The 21,243-nt window shown below is 31.6% G+C and carries 17 protein-coding genes and 2 tRNA genes; 15 read left to right on the forward strand and 4 right to left on the reverse strand.

Annotated features, from left to right (window positions below):
- Nucleotides 1-5 precede the first annotated feature (5 nt).
- On the forward strand, nucleotides 6-1,829 hold the full coding sequence (locus LPC20_RS00765; protein WP_229325534.1) for a hypothetical protein: 1,824 nt from the start codon (nucleotides 6-8) through the stop codon (nucleotides 1,827-1,829).
- A 204-nt stretch (nucleotides 1,830-2,033) separates the two neighbouring features.
- On the opposite strand, the gene LPC20_RS00770 is transcribed toward LPC20_RS00765, so the two are convergent.
- A complete protein-coding gene (locus tag LPC20_RS00770; RefSeq protein ID WP_229325536.1) occupies nucleotides 2,034-2,759 on the reverse strand; it encodes a carboxypeptidase-like regulatory domain-containing protein in 726 nt (241 codons plus the stop codon).
- A gap of 135 nt (nucleotides 2,760-2,894) precedes the next feature.
- Between LPC20_RS00770 and pepE the strand changes: the two genes are divergently transcribed.
- A complete protein-coding gene (gene pepE, locus LPC20_RS00775; protein ID WP_229325537.1) occupies nucleotides 2,895-3,602 on the forward strand; it encodes a dipeptidase PepE in 708 nt (235 codons plus the stop codon).
- A gap of 268 nt (nucleotides 3,603-3,870) precedes the next feature.
- Here pepE and LPC20_RS00780 read toward each other — a convergent pair.
- Together LPC20_RS00780 and LPC20_RS00785 are read right to left on the reverse strand one after the other, a co-directional pair.
- Nucleotides 3,871-3,943: transfer RNA gene (locus LPC20_RS00780), tRNA-Gly, on the reverse strand.
- Nucleotides 3,944-3,991: 48 nt separating this feature from the next.
- A tRNA-Gly gene (locus LPC20_RS00785) sits at nucleotides 3,992-4,064 on the reverse strand.
- 168 nt (nucleotides 4,065-4,232) lie between these two features.
- Between LPC20_RS00785 and LPC20_RS00790 the strand changes: the two genes are divergently transcribed.
- From LPC20_RS00790 to LPC20_RS00850, 13 genes are all read left to right on the forward strand, one after another.
- A complete protein-coding gene (locus tag LPC20_RS00790) occupies nucleotides 4,233-4,682 on the forward strand; it encodes a GNAT family N-acetyltransferase (RefSeq protein WP_229325539.1) in 450 nt (149 codons plus the stop codon).
- 76 nt (nucleotides 4,683-4,758) lie between these two features.
- Nucleotides 4,759-7,179 carry a DUF5916 domain-containing protein gene (locus tag LPC20_RS00795; protein ID WP_229325541.1) on the forward strand — a complete coding sequence of 807 codons (2,421 nt, stop codon included), beginning with the start codon at nucleotides 4,759-4,761 and terminating at the stop codon, nucleotides 7,177-7,179.
- A gap of 120 nt (nucleotides 7,180-7,299) precedes the next feature.
- Nucleotides 7,300-8,817, forward strand: coding sequence for a 2,3-bisphosphoglycerate-independent phosphoglycerate mutase (gene gpmI / locus LPC20_RS00800; RefSeq protein ID WP_229325543.1), 1,518 nt, complete (start codon nucleotides 7,300-7,302; stop codon nucleotides 8,815-8,817).
- A 139-nt stretch (nucleotides 8,818-8,956) separates the two neighbouring features.
- Nucleotides 8,957-9,589, forward strand: a complete 633-nt coding sequence (locus tag LPC20_RS00805) for a leucine-rich repeat domain-containing protein (RefSeq protein ID WP_229325545.1) — start codon at nucleotides 8,957-8,959, stop codon at nucleotides 9,587-9,589.
- Nucleotides 9,590-9,600: 11 nt separating this feature from the next.
- Nucleotides 9,601-10,296 carry a TerC family protein gene (locus LPC20_RS00810; protein ID WP_229325547.1) on the forward strand — a complete coding sequence of 232 codons (696 nt, stop codon included), beginning with the start codon at nucleotides 9,601-9,603 and terminating at the stop codon, nucleotides 10,294-10,296.
- Nucleotides 10,297-10,303: 7 nt separating this feature from the next.
- Nucleotides 10,304-11,014: a DUF2490 domain-containing protein gene (locus LPC20_RS00815; protein ID WP_229325549.1), complete on the forward strand. Its 711-nt coding sequence runs from the start codon at nucleotides 10,304-10,306 to the stop codon at nucleotides 11,012-11,014.
- A gap of 2 nt (nucleotides 11,015-11,016) precedes the next feature.
- The gene (locus LPC20_RS00820; protein ID WP_229325551.1) at nucleotides 11,017-11,688 is read left to right on the forward strand and encodes a TetR/AcrR family transcriptional regulator; all 672 of its coding nucleotides are present in this window, start codon (nucleotides 11,017-11,019) and stop codon (nucleotides 11,686-11,688) included.
- Nucleotides 11,689-11,694: 6 nt separating this feature from the next.
- Nucleotides 11,695-13,359, forward strand: coding sequence for a peptidase domain-containing ABC transporter (locus LPC20_RS00825; RefSeq protein ID WP_229325553.1), 1,665 nt, complete (start codon nucleotides 11,695-11,697; stop codon nucleotides 13,357-13,359).
- 5 nt (nucleotides 13,360-13,364) lie between these two features.
- Nucleotides 13,365-14,711 (forward strand): HlyD family secretion protein, encoded by a 1,347-nt coding sequence (locus LPC20_RS00830; protein ID WP_229325556.1) that lies wholly within the window; start codon nucleotides 13,365-13,367, stop codon nucleotides 14,709-14,711.
- 12 nt (nucleotides 14,712-14,723) lie between these two features.
- Nucleotides 14,724-16,112 carry a TolC family protein gene (locus LPC20_RS00835; RefSeq protein WP_229325558.1) on the forward strand — a complete coding sequence of 463 codons (1,389 nt, stop codon included), beginning with the start codon at nucleotides 14,724-14,726 and terminating at the stop codon, nucleotides 16,110-16,112.
- A gap of 32 nt (nucleotides 16,113-16,144) precedes the next feature.
- Complete coding sequence (gene map, locus LPC20_RS00840; protein WP_229325560.1) at nucleotides 16,145-16,963, forward strand: type I methionyl aminopeptidase; 819 nt, start codon at nucleotides 16,145-16,147, stop codon at nucleotides 16,961-16,963.
- Between the two features lie 66 nt (nucleotides 16,964-17,029).
- Nucleotides 17,030-17,404 carry a GxxExxY protein gene (locus tag LPC20_RS00845; protein ID WP_229325561.1) on the forward strand — a complete coding sequence of 125 codons (375 nt, stop codon included), beginning with the start codon at nucleotides 17,030-17,032 and terminating at the stop codon, nucleotides 17,402-17,404.
- Between the two features lie 81 nt (nucleotides 17,405-17,485).
- The gene (locus LPC20_RS00850; protein ID WP_229325563.1) at nucleotides 17,486-18,256 is read left to right on the forward strand and encodes a class I SAM-dependent methyltransferase; all 771 of its coding nucleotides are present in this window, start codon (nucleotides 17,486-17,488) and stop codon (nucleotides 18,254-18,256) included.
- A 65-nt stretch (nucleotides 18,257-18,321) separates the two neighbouring features.
- Here the strand turns inward: LPC20_RS00850 and LPC20_RS00855 are convergent, their stop codons facing one another.
- Entirely contained in the window at nucleotides 18,322-21,135 is a 2,814-nt protein-coding gene (locus tag LPC20_RS00855) for a M16 family metallopeptidase (RefSeq protein WP_229325565.1), read from the reverse strand.
- Nucleotides 21,136-21,243: the final 108 nt, after the last annotated feature.

Below are 21,243 nucleotides of genomic sequence, written 5' to 3' on the forward strand. Positions count from 1 at the left end.
ACATAATGGAAAACATAATAAATGCACTAAGCACAAATTTTGATTTACTTGATTTTTTATATGTCCAATATAAAATTCCAAATAAAAATGAAGATAACTTTTTTTTCAATGCTGAATATATTGAAAAAAAAGCTGATGTAGATTTGGAGTATATTAAACTTCATCCTAATGAATTTAATTGGGAAACATTATGTTATAATTATTATACACCTTGGCATGAAGACCTAATTGATACTCACTTTAATAAAATAGATTGGTTTCGAATTTCAAAAAACCCAAAAATTATATGGGATGAAAGGTTATTAAATAAGTATTGGGATAAAATATGGTTAGGCTGCATAATTTCTCATTCCCCTATGTTTTGGGACGAAAAATTAGTACAATTTGTATTATCAAAATCTGAAGAGGAATCGACAAAAATATTTTGGTTACAAAAATTCTCAGTTATAAATAATATAAAGTGGAGTCTAAAAATGATAATAGATTTCCCAACATCGTATTGGATCAGAGAAGTTGTAGAGGCTAAAACATTAGAATTTAGTTTTGAAGATTTAAAAAAATATAAAGAACAACTTAACAAAGATATTTTTAAGTATTTACAGGTTTCAAGCAATCTATTATGGACAAATGAAACAATACAAGAATTCAAAGAATTACTCAATTTTCAAATTCTAAGTAAAAGCAATAATGTTGATTGGTCAAATAAAATCATTTCAACCTTTGAAAAGCTTTTAGATTTTAAAGAACTATCTAAAAATCAAATTATTCCACTTGATGATTTAATAATTAAAAAATATGCAATTCGTTGGGATTTTGATAGTTTAAGCTCTAATTCTGGTGTTAAATGGAATTTAGATCTTATAAAATCATACATTAATAAAATTGACTTAAACAAAGTGCTACAATTTACCATTGTTGGTGTTGATGAAAAGTTTATACATGAATATAGAGATTATATTACTTGGGGGACAGGATGTGGTAGTTATTCATACAAACCTGCTCCTATATCTAGATACAAACATATTCCTATAGGTGTTCATACTCTACTTGAAAAAGCAACAGAATGGGAAGTTGGAGGTTACGTCAAGCCTTATTGGACTGAAAAAGAAAGTGATGCACGAGAAGGAGAATGGCATCAATTCAGTTCAAATAAATTTTTAACCCCTCTACACTTAGAAACATTTGCAGAAAAATTATCATGGGATTTTATTAGTTCTAACGAATATCTGACAATAACAAATGAAATTCTTTTGAAATTTTCAGACAAATGGAACTGGCCAAAAGTATTAAATAGAAGTGATTTTAAGTTGGAACATTTCTATGAGATTCATCAATTTTTGAATTTTGAAATATTAAATGCATATAGTTTTAAGATATTTGAATTATTAGAACCTGAAAAAAACATAATTTTCACTCACATTAAAGATAATGTTGAAGTTGTTGGTGATTTTAGACATTCATTAAGATCCCCAAATTACAGGTATTATAGCGATTATGAAGACGATGCCAGACAATTATTTAAAGTCAAAAGAGAATTAATTACGAAACTATGTGAAAGAGCAAATAGTGAACAAGCAGAAATTAAAAAATATGATGAAAGATATGGAATTGATTCTCAAGAAGCGGTTTATTATGATAAGATTCATTATTGGCTAAGAAAATATTTTAAGGTTTTCGAGGAGATAAGCAATGTTTCAGATTCTTTTGAAAGAGAAAGGGGATATACACCAGAAAGAGAAATTCAGATTTTTTTCAGTTTATATTTAAATGCTGAAGAAGATTTTAAAAAAAACTATTTTGATGTCTTTAAAAGACGAACTATTCGATAAAACCCCCGCTACCGCGCGAAATGTAATTCAGCGAAGCTAATCCCTTCGCGTGGCTCGTTGTTATAATTAACAAAATTAAAAGCTTTTTTTTAGCAAGATTTATATTTTACTTTTTGTCTTGTCATTTCGACACAAGGAGAAATCAAATAACGGGAATAACTAATGAGATTACTCCTTGTGTCGGAATGACAAAATAGAAGGAATTTAATTCTCTTTTTTAGGCGTAATGATTTCGATGTATTTTGTAGCCAATTCACTCATTGAAAACTCAATAGCTGTTCGGTTTTTTGTTTTCAAGATACTAATAAACTTAGGGTTTTCAACCAGAAAATATAAAAACCCTTTGACGTGTAGCTGTGGTATATGCATAGAATGAATATAAAATTCGGGTTGAAATAAATTTTCAAGCTGAATTAAGTAGCCTTCTTTTTTTTCTATCTCCAATTCTTTTTTAAGCATATTGGTTCTTCCAGAAATAAGATTTAGAATCGGATCTATTCCAAATCCAGATGTTGCAGTAAAAATTTTTCTTTCAGCAGGGGTGTACTTTTTTTGTCCGTAGGGAATGATTCCAAGTGACTCAGCAGAAATAGAAGAACTGCCAACAATAACCTCATTTAACTCATTCACTATGGGTTGCATACTAACAACCAACCATTTTTTACTGAAATCTGATTCAGACAATACAATTTTCACTTCTTTAAAATTCATTGCCGAAAGCAATAAGGTCTCTCCTACTTTGGCCTCAATTGAAAAATGACCTTCACTATTAGTGGTAGTACTTTTTTCCGAAGAAGTGTTTACCACATAAATCCCTTCTAAATTAGAAAAATCAGCAGCTACTTTCCCTTCAATTCTTCTTGGAACTTGGTTCTGAGAATACAATTGAGAAATAATAAAGAAAAAGATGCTACAAAAAAATTTTACCATACGAAGAAGTACTGCTTAAAACAATACCAACAAAAATAATAGATACGACTTAAATTCGTCACTAAGAAGTTGGTAATTATTTGTTAATTAAAAAAGCGGATTGGTATCTTTACACTCATTTATAAAATTAAAATAATGAAAAACCTACTCCTAGCAAGTACTTCTACTCTTTATAAAGGTGATTATTTAGAATACTTACTTCCTGAATTAGAACTTCATTTTAAAGACTGCAAAACGGTTTTATTTATTCCTTATGCTCGATCTGGAGGAATAACTCACGAGGAATACACCACCAAAGTAGCTTTGGCTTTCGCCAAAATAAATATAACCGTAAAAGGCATTCATCAGTTTGAAAATCCGATAGAGGCAATAGAAAAAGCGGAAGGAATATTTACTGGTGGCGGAAATACTTTTGTATTGGTTTCGCAATTGTACAAATACAAAGTCATGGAAGTTTTAGCTCAAAAACTAAAAAGTGGCACACCTTATTTAGGAACTAGTGCTGGAAGTAATATTGCAGGATTGACAATGCAAACTACAAATGATATGCCTATCGTTTATCCGCAAAGCTTTCAAACTTTAGGAATGATTCCTTTTAATTTAAATCCGCATTATATCGATAATGACAAGCCCTCCAATCACATGGGAGAAACCCGAGAAGATCGAATTAAGGAATTTCATTCATTCAATTCTATTCCTGTTTTAGGATTACGTGAAGGAAGTTGGCTAGAGATAAAAGGAGAAGCAATTACATTGAAAGGCAATCTCAAAGCACGTCTTTTTAGACAAAAACAAGAGCCTGAGGAATTAGAAAGCGGTTCCGATTTAAGCTATATAAAATAAATCTGTTCTATCCGTGCAATCCGTGGCAAATATTTAACCGCAGATTCACAGATTAATTTCAAACTTTTTACCACAAAGAAACATAGAAACATATAAAGGATAGCTTTTAAAAGATATAGATAGACGTTTCACTATTCACATAGCTATGTGAAAAATACGATTATTTCTATCTTTTCTTTTTGTTTACCAAAAGGACCTATGTTGCTATGTGGTTCATCCATTTGAATGTAGAAAATAAAAAAGCCGAAACAAAAGTTTCGGCTTAAAGAGCGAAAGACGAGGCTCGAACTCGCGACAACCAGCTTGGAAGGCTGGAGCTCTACCAACTGAGCTACTTTCGCATAAAAACAGTAAATAAAAAACCTCAAATCAGATTTGAGGCTTTATAGAGCGAAAGACGAGGCTCGAACTCGCGACAACCAGCTTGGAAGGCTGGAGCTCTACCAACTGAGCTACTTTCGCATTACAACGGTGCAAATATAAATAATTACTTTCCATCAATGCAAGTTTTTTTCAAAAAAATATAAAGTACGATAGTAGAAATAATACTAAATGACCTCAACTAAATTCATAAATATTTTAGTATGAAATTATTATCTCTTTAATTTGTAAAAAAATGAGCTTAACTAAATGAACTATTCAATTCAAAAAATTGCCCCATTTGACACTTATCCCGTTAGACATTTAGTTTTACGCTTTGGAAAACCTATTGAAACTTGTCATTTTAACGGTGATGATTTACCTACCACACATCATTTTGGGTATTATTTAAACGGAACACTTGTTGGCGTTATCTCATTATTTGAAATTGGAAATGATCACTTTTCAAAACAAAAGTCATATCAAATAAGAGGTATGGCGGTTTTGAGTTCACATCAAAAACAAGGAATTGGAGAAGCCTTAGTACAAAAAGCTGAAGATTTTTGTTTGTCGCAAAACGCAGCATTAATTTGGTTCAATGCCCGAACTTCTGCGGTTGGTTTCTATGAAAAAATGGGCTATGTAACAATTGGTTCTGAATTTGAAATTACAGATGTCGGACCTCATTTTTTAATGTACAAAGCTGTAACAAAAAAGTAACTTGTCATACAAACTCTACGAACTAATTTACCATACAATAAGGTATGATACCTCAACCTAGTTTAAAAATCTTTTAATGAAAAAAGTAATCTTTTGCATTAGCCTACTGTTTATGTATTCTTTTCTATACTCCCAGAAAAAGAGTGTAACCTCAGTTCATAGCAATGAAAAGATTACGATTGACGGCGTTTTCAATGAAGGTATTTGGGCGAAAGCAATTCCTGCAAAAGACTTTGTAATGTGGATGCCCGGGAATGGAACAGCTGAACCCAATGAAAAACGTACCGAAGTGAAAGTGGTTTATGATAACGAAGCCATTTATTTTGGAGCAACAATGTATGATGATGAGCCAGCAAAAATATTAAAAGAACTTAGCCAACGTGATAATTCTGGTATAGCTGATAGAATTGGGATTTTTTTAAATGGCTATAATGATGGACAACAAGAATTTAGTTTTTTAGTAAGTGCTGCAGGAGTTCAAGAAGATTTTCTTTTTACTGAAAGTAATGGCGAAGACTCCTCTTGGGATGCCATTTGGGAAAGCAAAACACAAATTACAGATTTTGGCTGGACTGCTGAAATTAGAATCCCGTATGCAGCACTGCGATTTTCTTCTGAAAAAAAACAAACTTGGGGAGTCAATTTTATAAGGGACTTTAGAAGAGCTCGAACATTTTACTCTTGGAATCTAATTGACAATAAAATTAATTCTAGAGGCAATCAAGAAGGTATTTTGGAAGGTATAGAAAATATTGTAACTCCTACCCGATTATTTTTAATTCCGTACACCTCGTTTTACTTAAATTCTAGAGCAAATCAAAGCACACGATATGATTTTAAAGGAGGATTGGATATTAAATACGGCCTTAATGATGCCTTTACATTAGATGCGATTTTAGTTCCCGACTTTGGGCAAGCTGCCTTTGATAATGTGATTTTGAACCTTGGGCCTTTTGAACAACAATTCAATGAAAATCGTCCTTTTTTTAATGAAGGAACTGAATTGTTTAATAAAGGCGATTTATTTTATTCAAGAAGAATTGGAGGAAATCCTTCCATTAGCCCACAAGTATCTGATGATGAAGTTGTTTCTTCAAACCCGTCTAAAATAAATTTGCTAAATGCTTTAAAAATATCTGGAAGAACAAAAGGCGGATTAGGTGTGGGAGTTTTAAATGCTGTCACTGAAAAAACAGAGGCAATTATTATCAATAATCTAACTGGTGAAACACGAAAAGCAATTGTAGAACCATTGGCAAATTATAATGCCTTGGTACTTGATCAGCGTTTTGGAACAAATTCGTCCGTCTCATTTGTAAATACGAACGTGACCCGAAATGGAAGTGGGCGTGATGCCAATGTATCTGCTGTTTTATTTGACTTAAATACAAAAAAAAATACCTACAATTTATCCGGAGATTACAAGTTTAGTACAGTAAACGAAACTAGTTCTGACACTAAAATAGGATATACTTCAAGATTGAATTTTGGAGAAACTAGTGGAAAATTTCAATATGGTTTTGGAGCAGAATACATTTCTAAAGATTTTGACAAAGATGATATGGGAATTCAATTTCAAGCTAATTTCCATTCACTTTATTCCAATTGGAGCTATCGCCTTTTAAAACCCACCAATACCTTTAATATGTTTGACATCTATGTCAATCTTTATTCTGAATTTGATAATAGAACAGGAAGAATTCAACAAGGAATGTTGAATCTTAATTTGAATTCTATGAATAAAAAAAACAATTATTTTGGAGGAGGATTTAATACAAGACCTTTAAAAACCTATGATTTTTATGAACCGCGAACCCATAACCAAATGCGTTTTCTTGAGATTCCGGAAGTATTTAATGCTTATCTTTATTTTTCATCTAACTACAATAATAAATTTGCAGTTGATATAAATCCTTCTTTTGGAATAGCCAATGAAAAAGGCCGAACTGGATATGGATTTTCGTTCTCTCCAAGATACCGATTTTCAAATCAATTTTCTTTGAATTACACTATTGATTATAGTCATCAGAATAATAATTTAGGTTATGTTGGAAATAACAGTAGTACTAAAGAAATTTTTATGGGTCGAAGAGATCGAAGCACTTATGTTAACTCTATACAAAGTAAGTTCACAATCAATAGCGACATGAACTTAAACTTATCGCTACGTCATTATTTGAGTTATGCTATTTATAGCCAGTACTATAGTTTGAATAATGATGGTACTTTAAAAAAGACATTGAATTTTACAGAAAATAGTGATTCTATTTTTAATGCATGGAATCTGGACTTATCCTATTCGTGGTGGTTTGCCCCAGGGAGTCAAATTTCTATTTTATATCGAAATAATGCTGCTCTTTTTGAAAACGAATTCCAACAAGGCATTAGCAGTAACCTTAGAAAAGTAATTGATAAAAATAACTTAGACAATGTATTCTCTATCAGTGTTCGTTATTTTATCGATTACAACTCACTTAAGAGTAAAAAATCCAGTTAAATCGAATTTTTCAAACAAATTGTAATGGATTTGTTAATGCTTTCTAATACAGTTGTAAATTACAAATCTTACTAAAAAAGATTTTTTGAAATAACTTACCTTTGCTTAAAATAAATTCCAATGAACAAGAAAGTTATCCTGATGATTTTAGACGGTTGGGGGAAATCACCTGACCCAAAAGTATCTGCTATAGACAATGCCAACGTGCCATTTATCAACAGTTTATATACAAAATATCCAAGTGCTCAATTGCGAACAGACGGTTTAAACGTAGGTTTACCTGAAGGCCAAATGGGAAATTCAGAAGTAGGTCATATGAACCTTGGGGCAGGACGAATTGTATACCAAGATTTAGCCAAAATTAATTTGGCTGTAGCCAATAAAACCTTAGCTAAAGAACAAGTATTAATTGACGCGTTTAATTACGCAAAAGCCAACGATAAAAAAGTACACTTTTTAGGTTTAGTTTCAGATGGTGGTGTTCACTCACATACTTCGCATTTGAGAGGTTTGATTGATGCTTCTCAAGAATACGGACTAGACAAAGTATTCATACACGCCTTTACTGATGGTCGTGATGTGGATCCAAAATCAGGAAAAAAATATTTACAAGATTTACAAGATTATATTGCGCCAACACCGGTAAAAATAGCTTCAGTTATTGGGCGTTATTACGCAATGGATCGTGACAAACGTTGGGAACGAGTAAAACTAGCCTACGATTTAGTAGTTCACGGAACAGGAACTGCAACTACTGATGTAGTTACTTCAATTGCGAATAGTTATGGCAACGATGTTACGGATGAATTCATTCAGCCCTTGGTTGCTGTGGATGTCAATGGCGAACCATTAGCTGTAATTCAAGAAGACGATGTCGTTATTTTCTTCAACTTTAGAACCGATAGAGGTCGTGAATTGACAGAAGCACTTTCGCAACAAGATTTTCACGAGCAAAACATGCACAAATTAAATTTGTACTATGTTACGCTTACTAATTACGACGAAACCTACCAAAATGTTAAAGTGGTGTATAATAAAGACAACATCACAGAAACTTTAGGAGAAGTTTTAGAAAAAGCCAACAAAAAGCAAATTCGTATTGCCGAAACAGAGAAATATCCGCATGTTACGTTTTTCTTTTCTGGCGGAAGAGAAACACCTTTTGAGGGTGAGACGCGCATCTTAAGAAACTCTCCAAAAGTGGCTACTTACGATTTGCAGCCTGAAATGAGTGCTTACGAATTGAAAGACGCTTTGGTTCCTGAATTGCATAAAGGGGAAGTAGATTTCGTTTGTTTGAACTTTGCCAATGGTGACATGGTGGGACATACCGGAATTATGGAAGCCGCTATCAAAGCTTGTGAAGCTGTGGATGTTTGCGTAAAAGAAGTAGTCGAAGCGGCCCTAGCCAATGATTATACAACTATCATTATTGCTGATCACGGAAACTGTGAAACTATGATTAATCCTGATGGATCGCCAAATACGGCTCATACTACCAATCCAGTGCCAATTATTTTGGTTGACAAAGAGTTAAAGAAAATTAATGATGGAGTGTTAGGCGATATTGCACCTACAATTCTAGAATTGATGGGCGTAGCTCAACCTGCTGCTATGACGAGTCATTCGTTATTATAAAAAACGAAATTAAATTATAAAAAAAAGCTGTTCCGAAAGAACAGCTTTTTTTATAATTAAAAGTTAAATTTTCAATATTGATAGTAATACTATTATATTTGCAATTAAATTTGTATAACCAATCTTAAATGTGAATACAATGAAAAAAATTAACATCATTATTACTTTATGCATTCTGATTTCTCAAAGCATCTTGGGGCAGTCAGAGGATAAATCTAAAGAATTTACAAAAATTAATGAAGCTTTAAAGAATCCAGAAAAGGTGTACAGATTGAACTTAAGTAATCAAGAAATTAAATGGTCCACTATCGATTGGTCTAAATTTAAAAATTTAGAATATATCAATTTAAAAAATGACCATCTAAAAGAAATCCCTGTTGGATTAACTAAAATAAAATCATTAAAAACAATTGATTTAAGTGGTAATGATTTTAAAAAACTACCTGAAAGTTTCTCTAATTTAATTAACTTAGAAGAAGTCTATCTTAATGACGAGAAAAATATTGATTTGCCAAAAACATTAGAAGTTTTAGCAAAACTTCCCAACTTAAAATCACTTCACCTTGAAAACGACAATTTATCTTCTTTGCCAAGTGAAATGTTGCTTTTTAAAAATTTAGAATTTCTATACCTCAACGAAAATAAGTTCATAGAAATCCCAAGACTTGAACCTTTGAATCACCTTAAGTTTCTGGATTTAAGTAACAATAAGATTAAACCTGAATTTCAAGATTTACAAAATATCAACTTCGGTTTTAAAATAAACTTTTAATTTATATAGATATGTTAGATGCCATTATTCCATTAATTTCATTGATTGCACTAGAAGTAATTCTAGGAATAGACAACATTATTTTCATTTCAATACTAGCTGACAAACTTCCTGAAGACCAAAGAAGTAAACTACGCTATTGGGGAATGGGACTTGCTATGGTAATGAGATTGATTTTATTAGGGTTTATTTCTTGGATTTTAAAACTTGACACAACCTTATTTTCTATTCTTGATACTGAATTTACAGGAAAAGGAATTATTTTAATACTTGGAGGTCTCTTTTTAATTTACAAGAGTACTAAAGAAATTCATCACAAAACAGAAGCTGCAAACTCAAATACAGAAAACAATACTAAAGTCAGAAAATTTAGCAAGTTACTTGGCGAGGTAATTCTATTAGATTTAGTATTTTCAGTTGATTCTATTATTACGGCTGTCGGAATGGTAAATGAACTTTGGGTAATGTACACTGCTGTAATTGTTACAGTAATAATTATGCTATTTGCATCAAAACCAATCAGTGAATTTATTTACAAACACCCATCTTTTAAAATCTTAGCTTTATGTTTCCTGATGATGATCGGAGTGTCTTTAATTGCAGAAGGCTTGCATTTTGAAATTCCTAAAGGATATATTTATTTTTCAATGGCATTTGCATTTTTAGTAGATATAATTCAAATGAAAACGACACCAAAAAAAGAATAATCAGTATATGAAATTGAAAGGATACATTTCTCTTTTATTTGTTATGATTTTTGGAACAATCCACTCTCAAAATGAACTTGGGAGTTGGAATGTGTTAAATTTTACATTTAAAACTAGCCCAAAATGGAATGTGTTTTTTGAAACTCAGTTAAGGAGCTTGTCTTTCTATAATCAATTTCACTACTATGAATACAAAGGCGGAGTTTCCTATAAATTAAATACTAATTTTGCAATGACTACTGGACTTGGTTCATACAACACCTATAGCGAAGGAGGAAATTTTGAGTTGCCTATGCAAAATAGCGAAATTCGAAGTTGGTTTCAATTGAACTTAAAAAATGAATTTCTCTTAGCCACTATAGAACATCGATATAGAGCTGAACAACGTTTTACATCCAATGGCTTTAGAAACAGATTTAGGTATAGAATAGGAACTGTAATTCCAATTAATAACAAAAAAATTATTCCAAAAACCTATTATTTTACAGCCTGGAATGAAATTTTCTTTACAGACAACGAACCTTTTTTTGAAAGAAATCGACTTTTCATGGGCATTGGCTATGAGTTATCTAATAAAATCGCAGTGCAATCAGGCTACATTCATCAATTTGATTATAAAATAAATGACGAAACAGGTAGAGATTTTCTAAATATAGCTGTACTTTACACTTTAGATTTGACTAATAAAAATGATTTTTCCCCAATTATACATGATTAATTATGCAGAGTATACTTTCAAATATAATCATTTCCGTTAATAACAAATTATACGTAAAAAATCCCGAGACATCTGAACTTGGAAAGAAAATAATTGAGCAAAGTATTTTGTTAATTGACGAAATTGGTTTTGAAAACTTCACCTTTAAAAAGTTAGGTGAAAAAATAAATTCTAATGAAAGCTCCATATACCGTTATTTTGAAAGTAAGCACAAACTGATGTTGTATTTATCATCTTGGTATTGGGGATGGATAGAATACAAATTAGTATTTGGCACCAGCAACATTGAAAATGCGATGGAGAAACTCAAAAAAGCCATTATAGTTGTTACAGAAAAAGTAGAGGATGATAATGCCACTTTACATATTAATGAATCGATTTTAAATAAAATTATCATTCAAGAATTTACTAAAACTTTACTAACTAAAGAAGTTGATGAAGAAAATAAAGAAGGTTTTTTCTTAGTGTATAAACGAATAATTAATCGTATTATTGATATAATTAATGAAGTAAAACCGAACTATGAATTCAAAAAAAGTCTTGCCTCATCTATTGTTGAGGGAGCGCTTCATCAACATTTTTTAAAAGACCATTTAAAAACAATTACTGATTGTAACGATAACAATACTGTTACTGATTTTTACATTGATTTAGTTGAAAAAACATTAAAATAAAAAGTTATGAGTCCAACACCATTACAAAGATTTTATAATTTACTACAAGTAGATAAAAAAGATATCTCTCAAATATTTTTTTATGCCATATTTTCGGGTTTAGTAAGTCTTTCTTTGCCCTTAGGAATTCAAGCTATTATCAATTTAATCCAAGCGGGAAGAGTAAGTATTTCTTGGATTATTTTAGTATTGGTAGTAGTTATTGGGGTAGCACTTGTCGGAATATTATCTTTGATGCAACTACGAATTACTGAAAATTTGCAGCAAAAAATATTTGTACGATCATCGTTTGAATTTGGTTACCGTTTACCAAAAATAAAGTTTGAAGAAATTTACAATCATTATCCGCCAGAATTAGCCAATCGCTTTTTTGATACATTAACAATCCAAAAAGGAACTTCAAAACTATTAATTGATTTTTCAACGGCTTTGTTACAAATTGTATTTGGTATTATTTTATTATCTCTATACCATCCTTTCTTCATCTTTTTTGGAGTTTTACTGTTAATTTTACTCTATCTTATTTTCAAATTTTCCTACTATCCAGGTTTGTCATCAAGTATGAAGGAATCAAAATACAAATATAAAGTAGTAGGTTGGCTTCAAGAGATAGCTAGAAATAATTTCAGTTTTAAAAAACAGGAAAATTTTTCTTTTGCACTTGATAAAAACAACAGTCTTGTTTCAGAATACGTGCATTACAGAGAAAAACATTTTAAGGTAATTAAACAACAATACACACACCTTATCATATTTAAAGTAATTATAACAGCTAGTTTATTATTAATTGGAGGCTTTTTGGTATTAAACCAAAAAATGAATATTGGACAATTTGTTGCTGCTGAAATCATTATTTTACTAGTAATAAACTCAGTAGAGAAAATTATTGTTGGATTAGAAAGCTTGTATGATGTATTGACTTCTGTTGAAAAAATTGGACAGATTGTAGATCTTGAAATGGAAGAATTTAATGCTGAAAAATCAGATTTTTGTTTTACCAATATAGCATTAACAACAGACAATCTTAAATTCAAATTCCCGGATTCTACAGATGAAATTTTGTCTAATGTGAATTTGATCATCGAACCTTCGGAAAAGATATTTTTAGATGGAAATAATGGGTCTGGAAAAACAACTCTTATGAGAATTTTATCGGGTATAATGGAGCCAACATCGGGATCTATATTTATCAATGATGATACCTACCGAAAAATTGATCTGAACCACTATCGTTCTCAGATTAGTGTTATCACTCAGGGAGAAACTCCTTTTGACGGAAGTATTTTAGAGAACATAACACTCAAGAATCCCGATATATCAAATGAAGATATTAAATGGGCAATTGAATGCGTGAAATTAGATTCTTTTATTAAAACTTTACCTGATGGACTAGAAACTAGAATTTATCCTGATGGCAGACAATTATCGTCATCTAATGCACAAAAAATATTACTAGCGAGAAGTATAATTAACAAACCTAAAATTTTATTTTTAGAGGATCCATTAGACAAAATGGATGAGAAAGCTACTCATGAAATTATAGACTTTTTAACTGATTCAAAAAATAAATGGACCATTATTGTATCTTCAAAAAACAACTATTGGGCAGAAAAATGCTCGAGAAAGATTACAATGGAAGATGGTAAAATAATTGATGATTCGAAAAAATAATAACTATGCTTAATATTTCTAAAAAAAATCCAATAGAGGAAAATATCGACCAGTTTAGTACTGTTAAAAATTTGGCAAATCGTCCACATTATAAAATACTAAACAAGATTATTATATATGTCTCATTGATAGGATTGGTAATTCTATTCCTGCCTTGGACTCAGAATATTTCTGGTTCTGGTGCGGTTACTACTTTAAAACCAGATCAAAGACCGCAAACCATTCATTCGGCTATTGCCGGTAGAATCGAAAAGTGGTATGTTAATGAGGGAGATTATGTCAATAAAGGAGATACCATATTGTTCATTTCTGAGATTAAAGAAGACTATATTGATCCCAATTTGATTAAGAATATCAAGAATCAAGTGGAAGCTAAAAAGATGGCTATGTCATCTTATGATGGCAAAGTAGATGTTCTTAGAAGTCAAATCGATGCTATCGAGAGTGAGAAAAAACTAAAACTAGAACAAGCTAAAAATAAAATACGCCAATCGCTTTTGAAAGTTAAAAGTGATAGTATGGATTTAGAAGCGGTAAAAACACAAATCAAAATTGCTACAACTCAATTCAATCGTTCTGTAACTTTAAATAAAGAAGGATTAAAACCCTTAACAGATGTCGAAGAAAAAAGATTGAAACTACAAGAAGTAGAGGCTAAAATTATTACCCAAGAAAACAAACTACTTACTAGTAAGAATGAGTATATCAATACTAAAGTTGAAATCAATAGAATCATTGCAGAATATACTGAGAAAGGTTCAAAAGCGAGAAGTGACCAATTTACAGCTTTAAGTAATCAATATGATACAGAAGCTCAGGTGAATAAGCTAGAGAATCAATTTGTAAATTATTCGATTCGTAATGAAATGTACTTTATAAAAGCACCTCAAAGTGGTTATATCAATAGAGCGCTGCAATCTGGACTTGGAGAAATTATAAAAGAAGGAACGCAAATTGTAAGCATTATGCCGTCTAAATACGATATTGCCGTTGAAACATTTGTGAGTCCGAATGATTTACCATTAATTCACAAAGGTGAAAAAGTAAGAATTTGGTTTGATGGTTGGCCAACAATCGTTTTTTCTGGCTGGCCTAACTTAAGTTATGGGACATTTGGAGGAAAAATTGTAGCCGTAGAAAATTTTATTAGTGCCAATGGTAAATTTAGAGTTTTAATTGCACCAGATAAAGAGGAAGAGGCCTGGCCAAAACAAATTAGTATGGGATCTGGCGCTCAAACCCTTGCTTTATTAGACAATGTACCCATTTGGTTTGAGCTATGGAGAACCTTAAATGGCTTCCCTCCTAATTATTACCAACCCAAAGAGGGAAATACTAAAGAAAAAAAATAAAATTTCATGTATATGAAACAATTAATTTTAATCTTAACCCTTTCCGTATCTATTGGATGGGCACAAGATCAAAACTTAAAAGAGCTCAGCTATAATGAATTCTTAGGGTATGTGAAAAAATTTCATCCATTAGCTAAAAGTGCTAATCTCGAAATCAACATGGCTCAAGCTAATTTGATGATGGCAAGAGGTGGATTTGATCCAAAAATTGAAGTCGATTTTGACAAAAAGCAGTATAAAAACAAAGAGTACTTTTCGATTTTAAATAGTAGCTTTAAAATTCCTACTTGGTATGGAATCGAAGTTAAAGCTGGTTTTGATAATAGCGAAGGGATTTTTGTCAATCCAGAGCATGTTTTGCCGAATCAGGGATTAACCTCTTTGGGTATCAACATTCCTTTGGGGCAAGGCTTATTTATTAATCAAAGGATGGCCGACCTTAGAAAAGCAAAAATTCAAATTCAATTAAGTCAAGCCGAAAGGAGACTTCAAGCAATTGAAGTGCTTTACAATGCTTCATTAGCCTATTTCAACTGGAAAAGAAATTACAATGAAGTGCAACTTTACACAGAATATTTAAATAATGCAGAGATTCGATTTAAAGGAATTACAAGTTTAATTCAAAATGGAGACAAACCTCAAATTGATAGCGTTGAGGCAGGAATCGTTTTGAAAAATAGACGATTAAATCTTGAAGAATCACAATTAAAATTAATCAAAGCAAAACTAGAACTATCCAACTATTTGTGGCTTGACAATAACATTCCGTTAGAATTACAGGACAATATTATTCCCGAATTTAATCTTGATAAATCTATAGAAGAAACCTTGAAAATAAATGAGCTTTTAGTAAGTACGATTTCTATAGAAAATCATCCTAAAATAAATGCTATTCAAAACAAGCTTGATATTTTAGAAGTGGAAAGAAAGTTGAAAGCGAATAGCTTATTGCCAAAAGTTGATATAGGTTATCACTATTTATCTGAGCCTAGTTATTGGAATTCTACTAATTTTAATAATTATAAAATTGGGATGAATTTTAATTTTCCCATTTTTCTTAGAAAAGAGAGAGGTGCTTTGCAATTAGCCAAATTCAAAATTCAAGATACAAGACTGTCATTAGAATTAGAGAGAGTGCAACTTAAGAACAAAATCAATGCACAACAAACAGAAATAAAATCAATTGATAGGCAACGTAAAATTATTATTGATTTAGTAAAAGACAATAGTACCATGCTTCGATCTGAAGAACGATTGTTTTCTTTTGGCGAAAGCTCAATTTTTCTTTTAAATACAAGAGAAAATAATCTAGTCATTGCGCAATTATCTCAATTAAACCTTGAAAATCGTTTTTTCAACTCAAATGCTGAATTATTTAAGATAATGGCAAATCCGGATTAATAATGTTACTTTTGTAACCTTATTTTTATGATATGATTATAGTAAAATCGAAGGAACAAATAGAATTAATGCGTGAAAGCGCCTTAATTGTATCGAAAACCTTAGGAATGATTGCCTCTGAAATCAAAGAAGGAGTAACTACTTTACATCTAGACAAATTAGCGGAAGAATTTATCAGGGACCATGGAGCAGTTCCTAGTTTCTTAGGATTATACGGATTTCCAAACACACTCTGTATGAGTCCAAATACTCAGGTAGTTCATGGTATTCCAAACAACACCCCATTACAAAGTGGAGATATCATCTCTGTTGATTGTGGCGCCTTCAAAAATGGTTTTCACGGCGATCATGCGTATACTTTTGAAATAGGAGATGTCGCTACTGAAACTAAAAAGTTATTGCAAATCACTAAAGAATCCCTATATGTTGGAATTCGGGAATTTAAAGCCGGTAATCGTGTTGAAGATGTTGGAAATGCCATTCAAAAATATACCGAAGCTCATGGATATGGAGTAGTAAGAGAGTTGGTTGGACATGGATTAGGCGAAAAAATGCACGAAGAACCTGAAATGCCTAACTATGGCAAAAAAGGTCGCGGAAAATTATTTGTTGAAGGAATGGTAGTTGCCATCGAACCAATGATTAACCTGGGAACCAAAAACATCAAACAACACAAAGACGGTTGGACAATTACTACTGCAGACAACAAACCTTCAGCACATTTTGAACACGATGTAGCCTTAGTAGATGGAAAACCCGAATTGCTTTCGACTTTCAAATACATTTATGATGCTTTAGGCATTAAAAGCAATGAAGAAAATGAGTTTAGAAAAGATCCAACTTTGATTTAAATAAAACACAAATTGCACCAAATTGCACGAATTTAAAAAAGAAAAAATTTCACAAAATACAATTTTATGGAAGATTTATATTTAAAAGAAGAGTGCTATAAAATTGTTGGAATTTGCATGGAAGTCCATAAAATTCTAGGGAAAGGACATAGTGAAGTTATTTATGGTGATGCTTTAGAATATGAATTTAGAAAAAATAACATTACCTATTCTAGAGAAGTTAAATACAATATTGAATACAAAGAAATCGTTCTACCTCATTACTATTATGCTGATTTTGTTTTATTTGACGAAATGATTTTAGAAATTAAAGCAATTCAAAATTTATCAAGTAGCGAAATAAAGCAAACATTAAATTATTTAGCAGCTTCAAAAAATAAATTAGGACTGTTAGTCAATTTTGGAGAAGACAGCTTAAAATACAAAAGAGTTATATTATAATTTTCAATTAAAAACAGATTGGTGACATACAATTTATTTCAATAATTTGTGCCAATTCGTGAAATTCGTGTTCTATACATTATGAAGAAAATATTTAAATTTATACTTAATACCATCCCTCGCCCTATCTTAATTCGATTGAGTATTGTGGCTCGACCTATTTTGGCATTTCTACTAAAAGGAAATAAATTTACTGACCCAATTGACGGAAAAAGTTTCCGCATGTTTTTACCGTATGGCTATGGAACGCAAAGAAATAATGTACTTTCGCCTAGTACATTATCTTTAGAAAGACACCGTTTATTATGGTTGTATTTACAAAATGAAACCGATTTTTTTACAGCAACTGAGAAAAAAAACATACTTCATTTTGCACCTGAACAAGAATTTTACAAGCGTTTTAAAAAACAAAAAAATATTCAATATACGACTACCGATTTATTTTCGCCATTAGCTGATATTAAAGCAGATATTTGCGACCTCCCATTTAAAGACAATGAATACGATGTTATTTTTTGCAACCATGTATTGGAACATATCCCTGATGATACCAAAGCCATGCAAGAATTGTATCGCGTTTTAAAACCTGGAGGAATGGCAATTCTTCAAATACCACAAGATTTAAATAGAGCTACTACTTTTTCTGATGATTCGATTACAGACGAAAAAGAGCGCGCTGCAATTTTCGGACAATACGATCATGTTAGAGTGTATGGACGTGATTATTTTGACAAATTACGAAGCATTGGATTTACTGTGGTGGAAGAAGACTACACCAAAAAGATTAGCCCAGAATTAGTAACACGATATTGTTTGGCTCCTGGCGAAATTATACCAGTTTGTTTTAAGTAACATAATAAAAAAACCTGCTACTCCATAGAAATAGCAGGTTTTAATCATAAATACTCTCTTCTTATCTATATTTTACTTTCAGGCATCAACATCCCAATTACTTTATCTTTAGTTAAATATTTTTTAGCCACTTCTTGAATATCTTTAGCTGTTATAGCATTCACTTCAGCTTCATATTTCAATGCATTTTCAGGATTGCTACTATTTAAAAAAGATTTAGTGAAATTCGCCAACCAAAAACGGTTTTCTTTGCTATCTTTTCTATAATCTGCCAATTCGCCTTCTTTGTATTTGGCAACATCTTTTTCATCTGGACCATTGGTAATAATTTTTTGCAATTCGTTCAATGCAGATGCCGTAAGCTTTTCAGCATTTTCAGGCCCACAAGGGAACCCAATATTAAAATTATAAATACCGTAAGGCACTTTATTCATGGTGCCTCGAGCTGAAACACCGTAAACTCCACTTTCTGATTCACGCAATTGCTCAACTAGTTTAATGGTCAAAACTTCACCTAAAGCTTCCATAGCTAAAGCTTCCTTTGGAGAATATTTTGCTTCACCATAAAACATAATAGTCACATTACTTTTAGGATCGGTTCCTTTATTGACTACTTTCTTTAAATCACCTTTTAACATTCGGTAACCTAAGTCTACTGTTTTTTCTTTGGTTGCTGTTGTAGGTAAAGACGCCAAATATTTAGAAGCAAAAGCTTCGATAGTTTTATCGTCTACATTTCCTACAAAGAAAAACTCGAAATCTGCTGCATTTGCAAAACGCTCTTTGTATTTATCATAGGCTAACTTATAATCTGTTTCTGCCCAGGATTTATCAGTTGGCATTATTCCATTAAACCTTGGGTTTTCTTTATTTAAAAACGTGTAAAACTCTTGTTGGAAATAATATTGTGGTTCCGAAGCCATATTTTTAAAGAAACTAGCTTGTTTTTGTTTAAAGCCTTCAAATGCTTCTGGATCAAAATTTAAATCGGTGAAATATGCATGTACCATCTGGAATAAATATTCTAAATCTTTTGGAGTAGTATTTCCTCTAAGCCCTTCTGTGGTATTACTTATGTATGGATTTACTCGTGCAATTTTTCCAGTCATGAATTTATTGATATCATTTAATTTCAACCCAGAGAATCCCGCTTCAGCTAAAGCTCCATTTGCAAATTGTACTTTTTTCATTACTTCATTAGAGTAAAAATTACTTCCTCCTAAACTTACAGCTTCAAAAATCACTTCATCATTTTTGAAATCGGTAGTTTTGTAAACTACTTTTACCCCATTAGATAAAACTAAGGTTTTGGTTCCTAAAGTAGCATTTGCTTCTCTATTTACAACTGTTCCAACTTTTAACTCTTTTCTAAGTAAACTCGTCGCTATCGCCTTATCTTCATATGGTTTCAAATCGGCTTCATTTACTTTTAATGCCTCTAATACTTCTTGTTCCGTAACTTTTTTCAGATTATCTTTTTCCGGCCCAGTAAAAACAACCACTCGGTTATCTTCTTTTATGTAATCTTTAATCAAATCATTTACATCTTTCAAAATAATGCTTGGCATTAATTTTTTCATAGTCTCGAAAGTCCATTCTATTCCAGGAACGGGTTCTTGCTCAAGAAAATGCGATTGCATTTCTCCCACAAATCTATCTGAATTAGTTTTAGCCCTATCGTTATAACTTTTCTCAATTTGTGCTAAAAAGCTTGCTTTAGCTCTATCCAATTCACCTGATGTGAAACCATATTTTTTAGCTCTTTCATTCTCTGTAACCAACACTTTCAAAGCACTTAATTGTTGATTTTCAGCCATCATAGCAAAAGATTGATATGCTTTTTTATTTCTAGCATAGGTACCCCCATAATAGGTAAATCCAAATGTAAAAGGTGGTTTAGGTGAATTAGTCAATTCATTTAGACGATTGTTTAATAAGGTTGCAAACAAACCTTCAACAAGCTGACTTCTAAAATCGCCCACATTCACTATTTTCTTTGGTGCAGTATAATCTTTATAGAATAATTGCACTTGAGTATCAGTGGCTTCTTTATCGCTTTCTACCGCAATAAAAGTTTCTTTATGGTTGGGTACTTCAAAAACATTTCTCGCTTTTTCATTGGCTGGATTTTTATATGCAGCGAAATGCTCTTTTATTTTCTTTTCCATTTCGGCAACATCAATATCTCCTACCACAATAACGCTCATCAAATTCGGACGATACCAATCTTTGTAAAAACGAGTTAAGGTTTCATATTTGAATTTTTCTAAGATTTCTTTTTGACCAATAGGCAAACGATTAGCATACTTAGAATTATGCATCATTTTTGGAAGATAATGCCCCAACATACGTTTATCAGCGCCCAATCCTAAACGATATTCTTCTAAAACTACTCCGCGTTCTTTATCGATTTCTTCTGGAGTCAATACAGTATTAAATGCCCAATCTTCCAAAATTTGAAATCCTTTTTCTAATTTCTCTGGATTATCAGATGGAATCGGAAGAAAGTAAACAGTCTCGTCAAAACTTGTGTATGCATTTAAGTGTTGCCCAAATTTAACACCAATACTTTGTAAATAATCTACTAATTGATTCTTTGGAAATCGTTTCGTACCATTAAAACACATGTGCTCCATAAAATGAGCCAAACCCTGTTGGTCATCGTCTTCCAAAATAGAACCTGCATTTACGACCAATCTAAGGTCTACTTTCTTTTCTGGCTTGGCATTCTTTTTAATATAATAGGTAAGCCCATTATCGAGTTTGCCAGTTTTAACATTCGGATCAAATGGAATAACCTGTCCATAGTCAATAGTTTGTGCTAACAATGCTAAAGGAAACAATAGTAAGCTCAAAGCGAGTTGGTTCATTTTTTTCATAAATATTTTTTTTGATTATAGGGTAAAACTAAAACTTTAAACATTTCAATTACATTGTATTACAAAATATTTAACAGAAAATACTGTTAAAAATGAAGGCTTCCTATT

Origin of the sequence: Flavobacterium ammonificans (assembly GCF_020886115.1) — a bacterium.
Lineage (GTDB): Bacteria > Bacteroidota > Bacteroidia > Flavobacteriales > Flavobacteriaceae > Flavobacterium > Flavobacterium ammonificans.

Excerpts from the sequence above, each read along its gene's own strand:
- gpmI (WP_229325543.1), top strand. The coding sequence starts at position 7,300 with ATGAACAAGAAAGTTATCCTGATGATTTTAGACGGTTGGGGGAAATCA.
- LPC20_RS00765 (WP_229325534.1), top strand. The coding sequence starts at position 6 with ATGGAAAACATAATAAATGCACTAAGCACAAATTTTGATTTACTTGAT.
- LPC20_RS00845 (WP_229325561.1), top strand. The coding sequence starts at position 17,030 with ATGGAAGATTTATATTTAAAAGAAGAGTGCTATAAAATTGTTGGAATT.
- pepE (WP_229325537.1), top strand. The coding sequence starts at position 2,895 with ATGAAAAACCTACTCCTAGCAAGTACTTCTACTCTTTATAAAGGTGAT.
- LPC20_RS00850 (WP_229325563.1), top strand. The coding sequence starts at position 17,486 with ATGAAGAAAATATTTAAATTTATACTTAATACCATCCCTCGCCCTATC.
- LPC20_RS00835 (WP_229325558.1), top strand. The coding sequence starts at position 14,724 with ATGAAACAATTAATTTTAATCTTAACCCTTTCCGTATCTATTGGATGG.
- LPC20_RS00790 (WP_229325539.1), top strand. The coding sequence starts at position 4,233 with ATGAACTATTCAATTCAAAAAATTGCCCCATTTGACACTTATCCCGTT.
- LPC20_RS00810 (WP_229325547.1), top strand. The coding sequence starts at position 9,601 with ATGTTAGATGCCATTATTCCATTAATTTCATTGATTGCACTAGAAGTA.
- map (WP_229325560.1), top strand. The coding sequence starts at position 16,145 with ATGATTATAGTAAAATCGAAGGAACAAATAGAATTAATGCGTGAAAGC.
- LPC20_RS00825 (WP_229325553.1), top strand. The coding sequence starts at position 11,695 with ATGAGTCCAACACCATTACAAAGATTTTATAATTTACTACAAGTAGAT.
- LPC20_RS00855 (WP_229325565.1), bottom strand. The coding sequence starts at position 21,135 with ATGAAAAAAATGAACCAACTCGCTTTGAGCTTACTATTGTTTCCTTTA.
- LPC20_RS00770 (WP_229325536.1), bottom strand. The coding sequence starts at position 2,759 with ATGGTAAAATTTTTTTGTAGCATCTTTTTCTTTATTATTTCTCAATTG.
- LPC20_RS00820 (WP_229325551.1), top strand. The coding sequence starts at position 11,017 with ATGCAGAGTATACTTTCAAATATAATCATTTCCGTTAATAACAAATTA.
- LPC20_RS00830 (WP_229325556.1), top strand. The coding sequence starts at position 13,365 with ATGCTTAATATTTCTAAAAAAAATCCAATAGAGGAAAATATCGACCAG.
- LPC20_RS00795 (WP_229325541.1), top strand. The coding sequence starts at position 4,759 with ATGAAAAAAGTAATCTTTTGCATTAGCCTACTGTTTATGTATTCTTTT.
- LPC20_RS00805 (WP_229325545.1), top strand. The coding sequence starts at position 8,957 with ATGAAAAAAATTAACATCATTATTACTTTATGCATTCTGATTTCTCAA.
- LPC20_RS00815 (WP_229325549.1), top strand. The coding sequence starts at position 10,304 with ATGAAATTGAAAGGATACATTTCTCTTTTATTTGTTATGATTTTTGGA.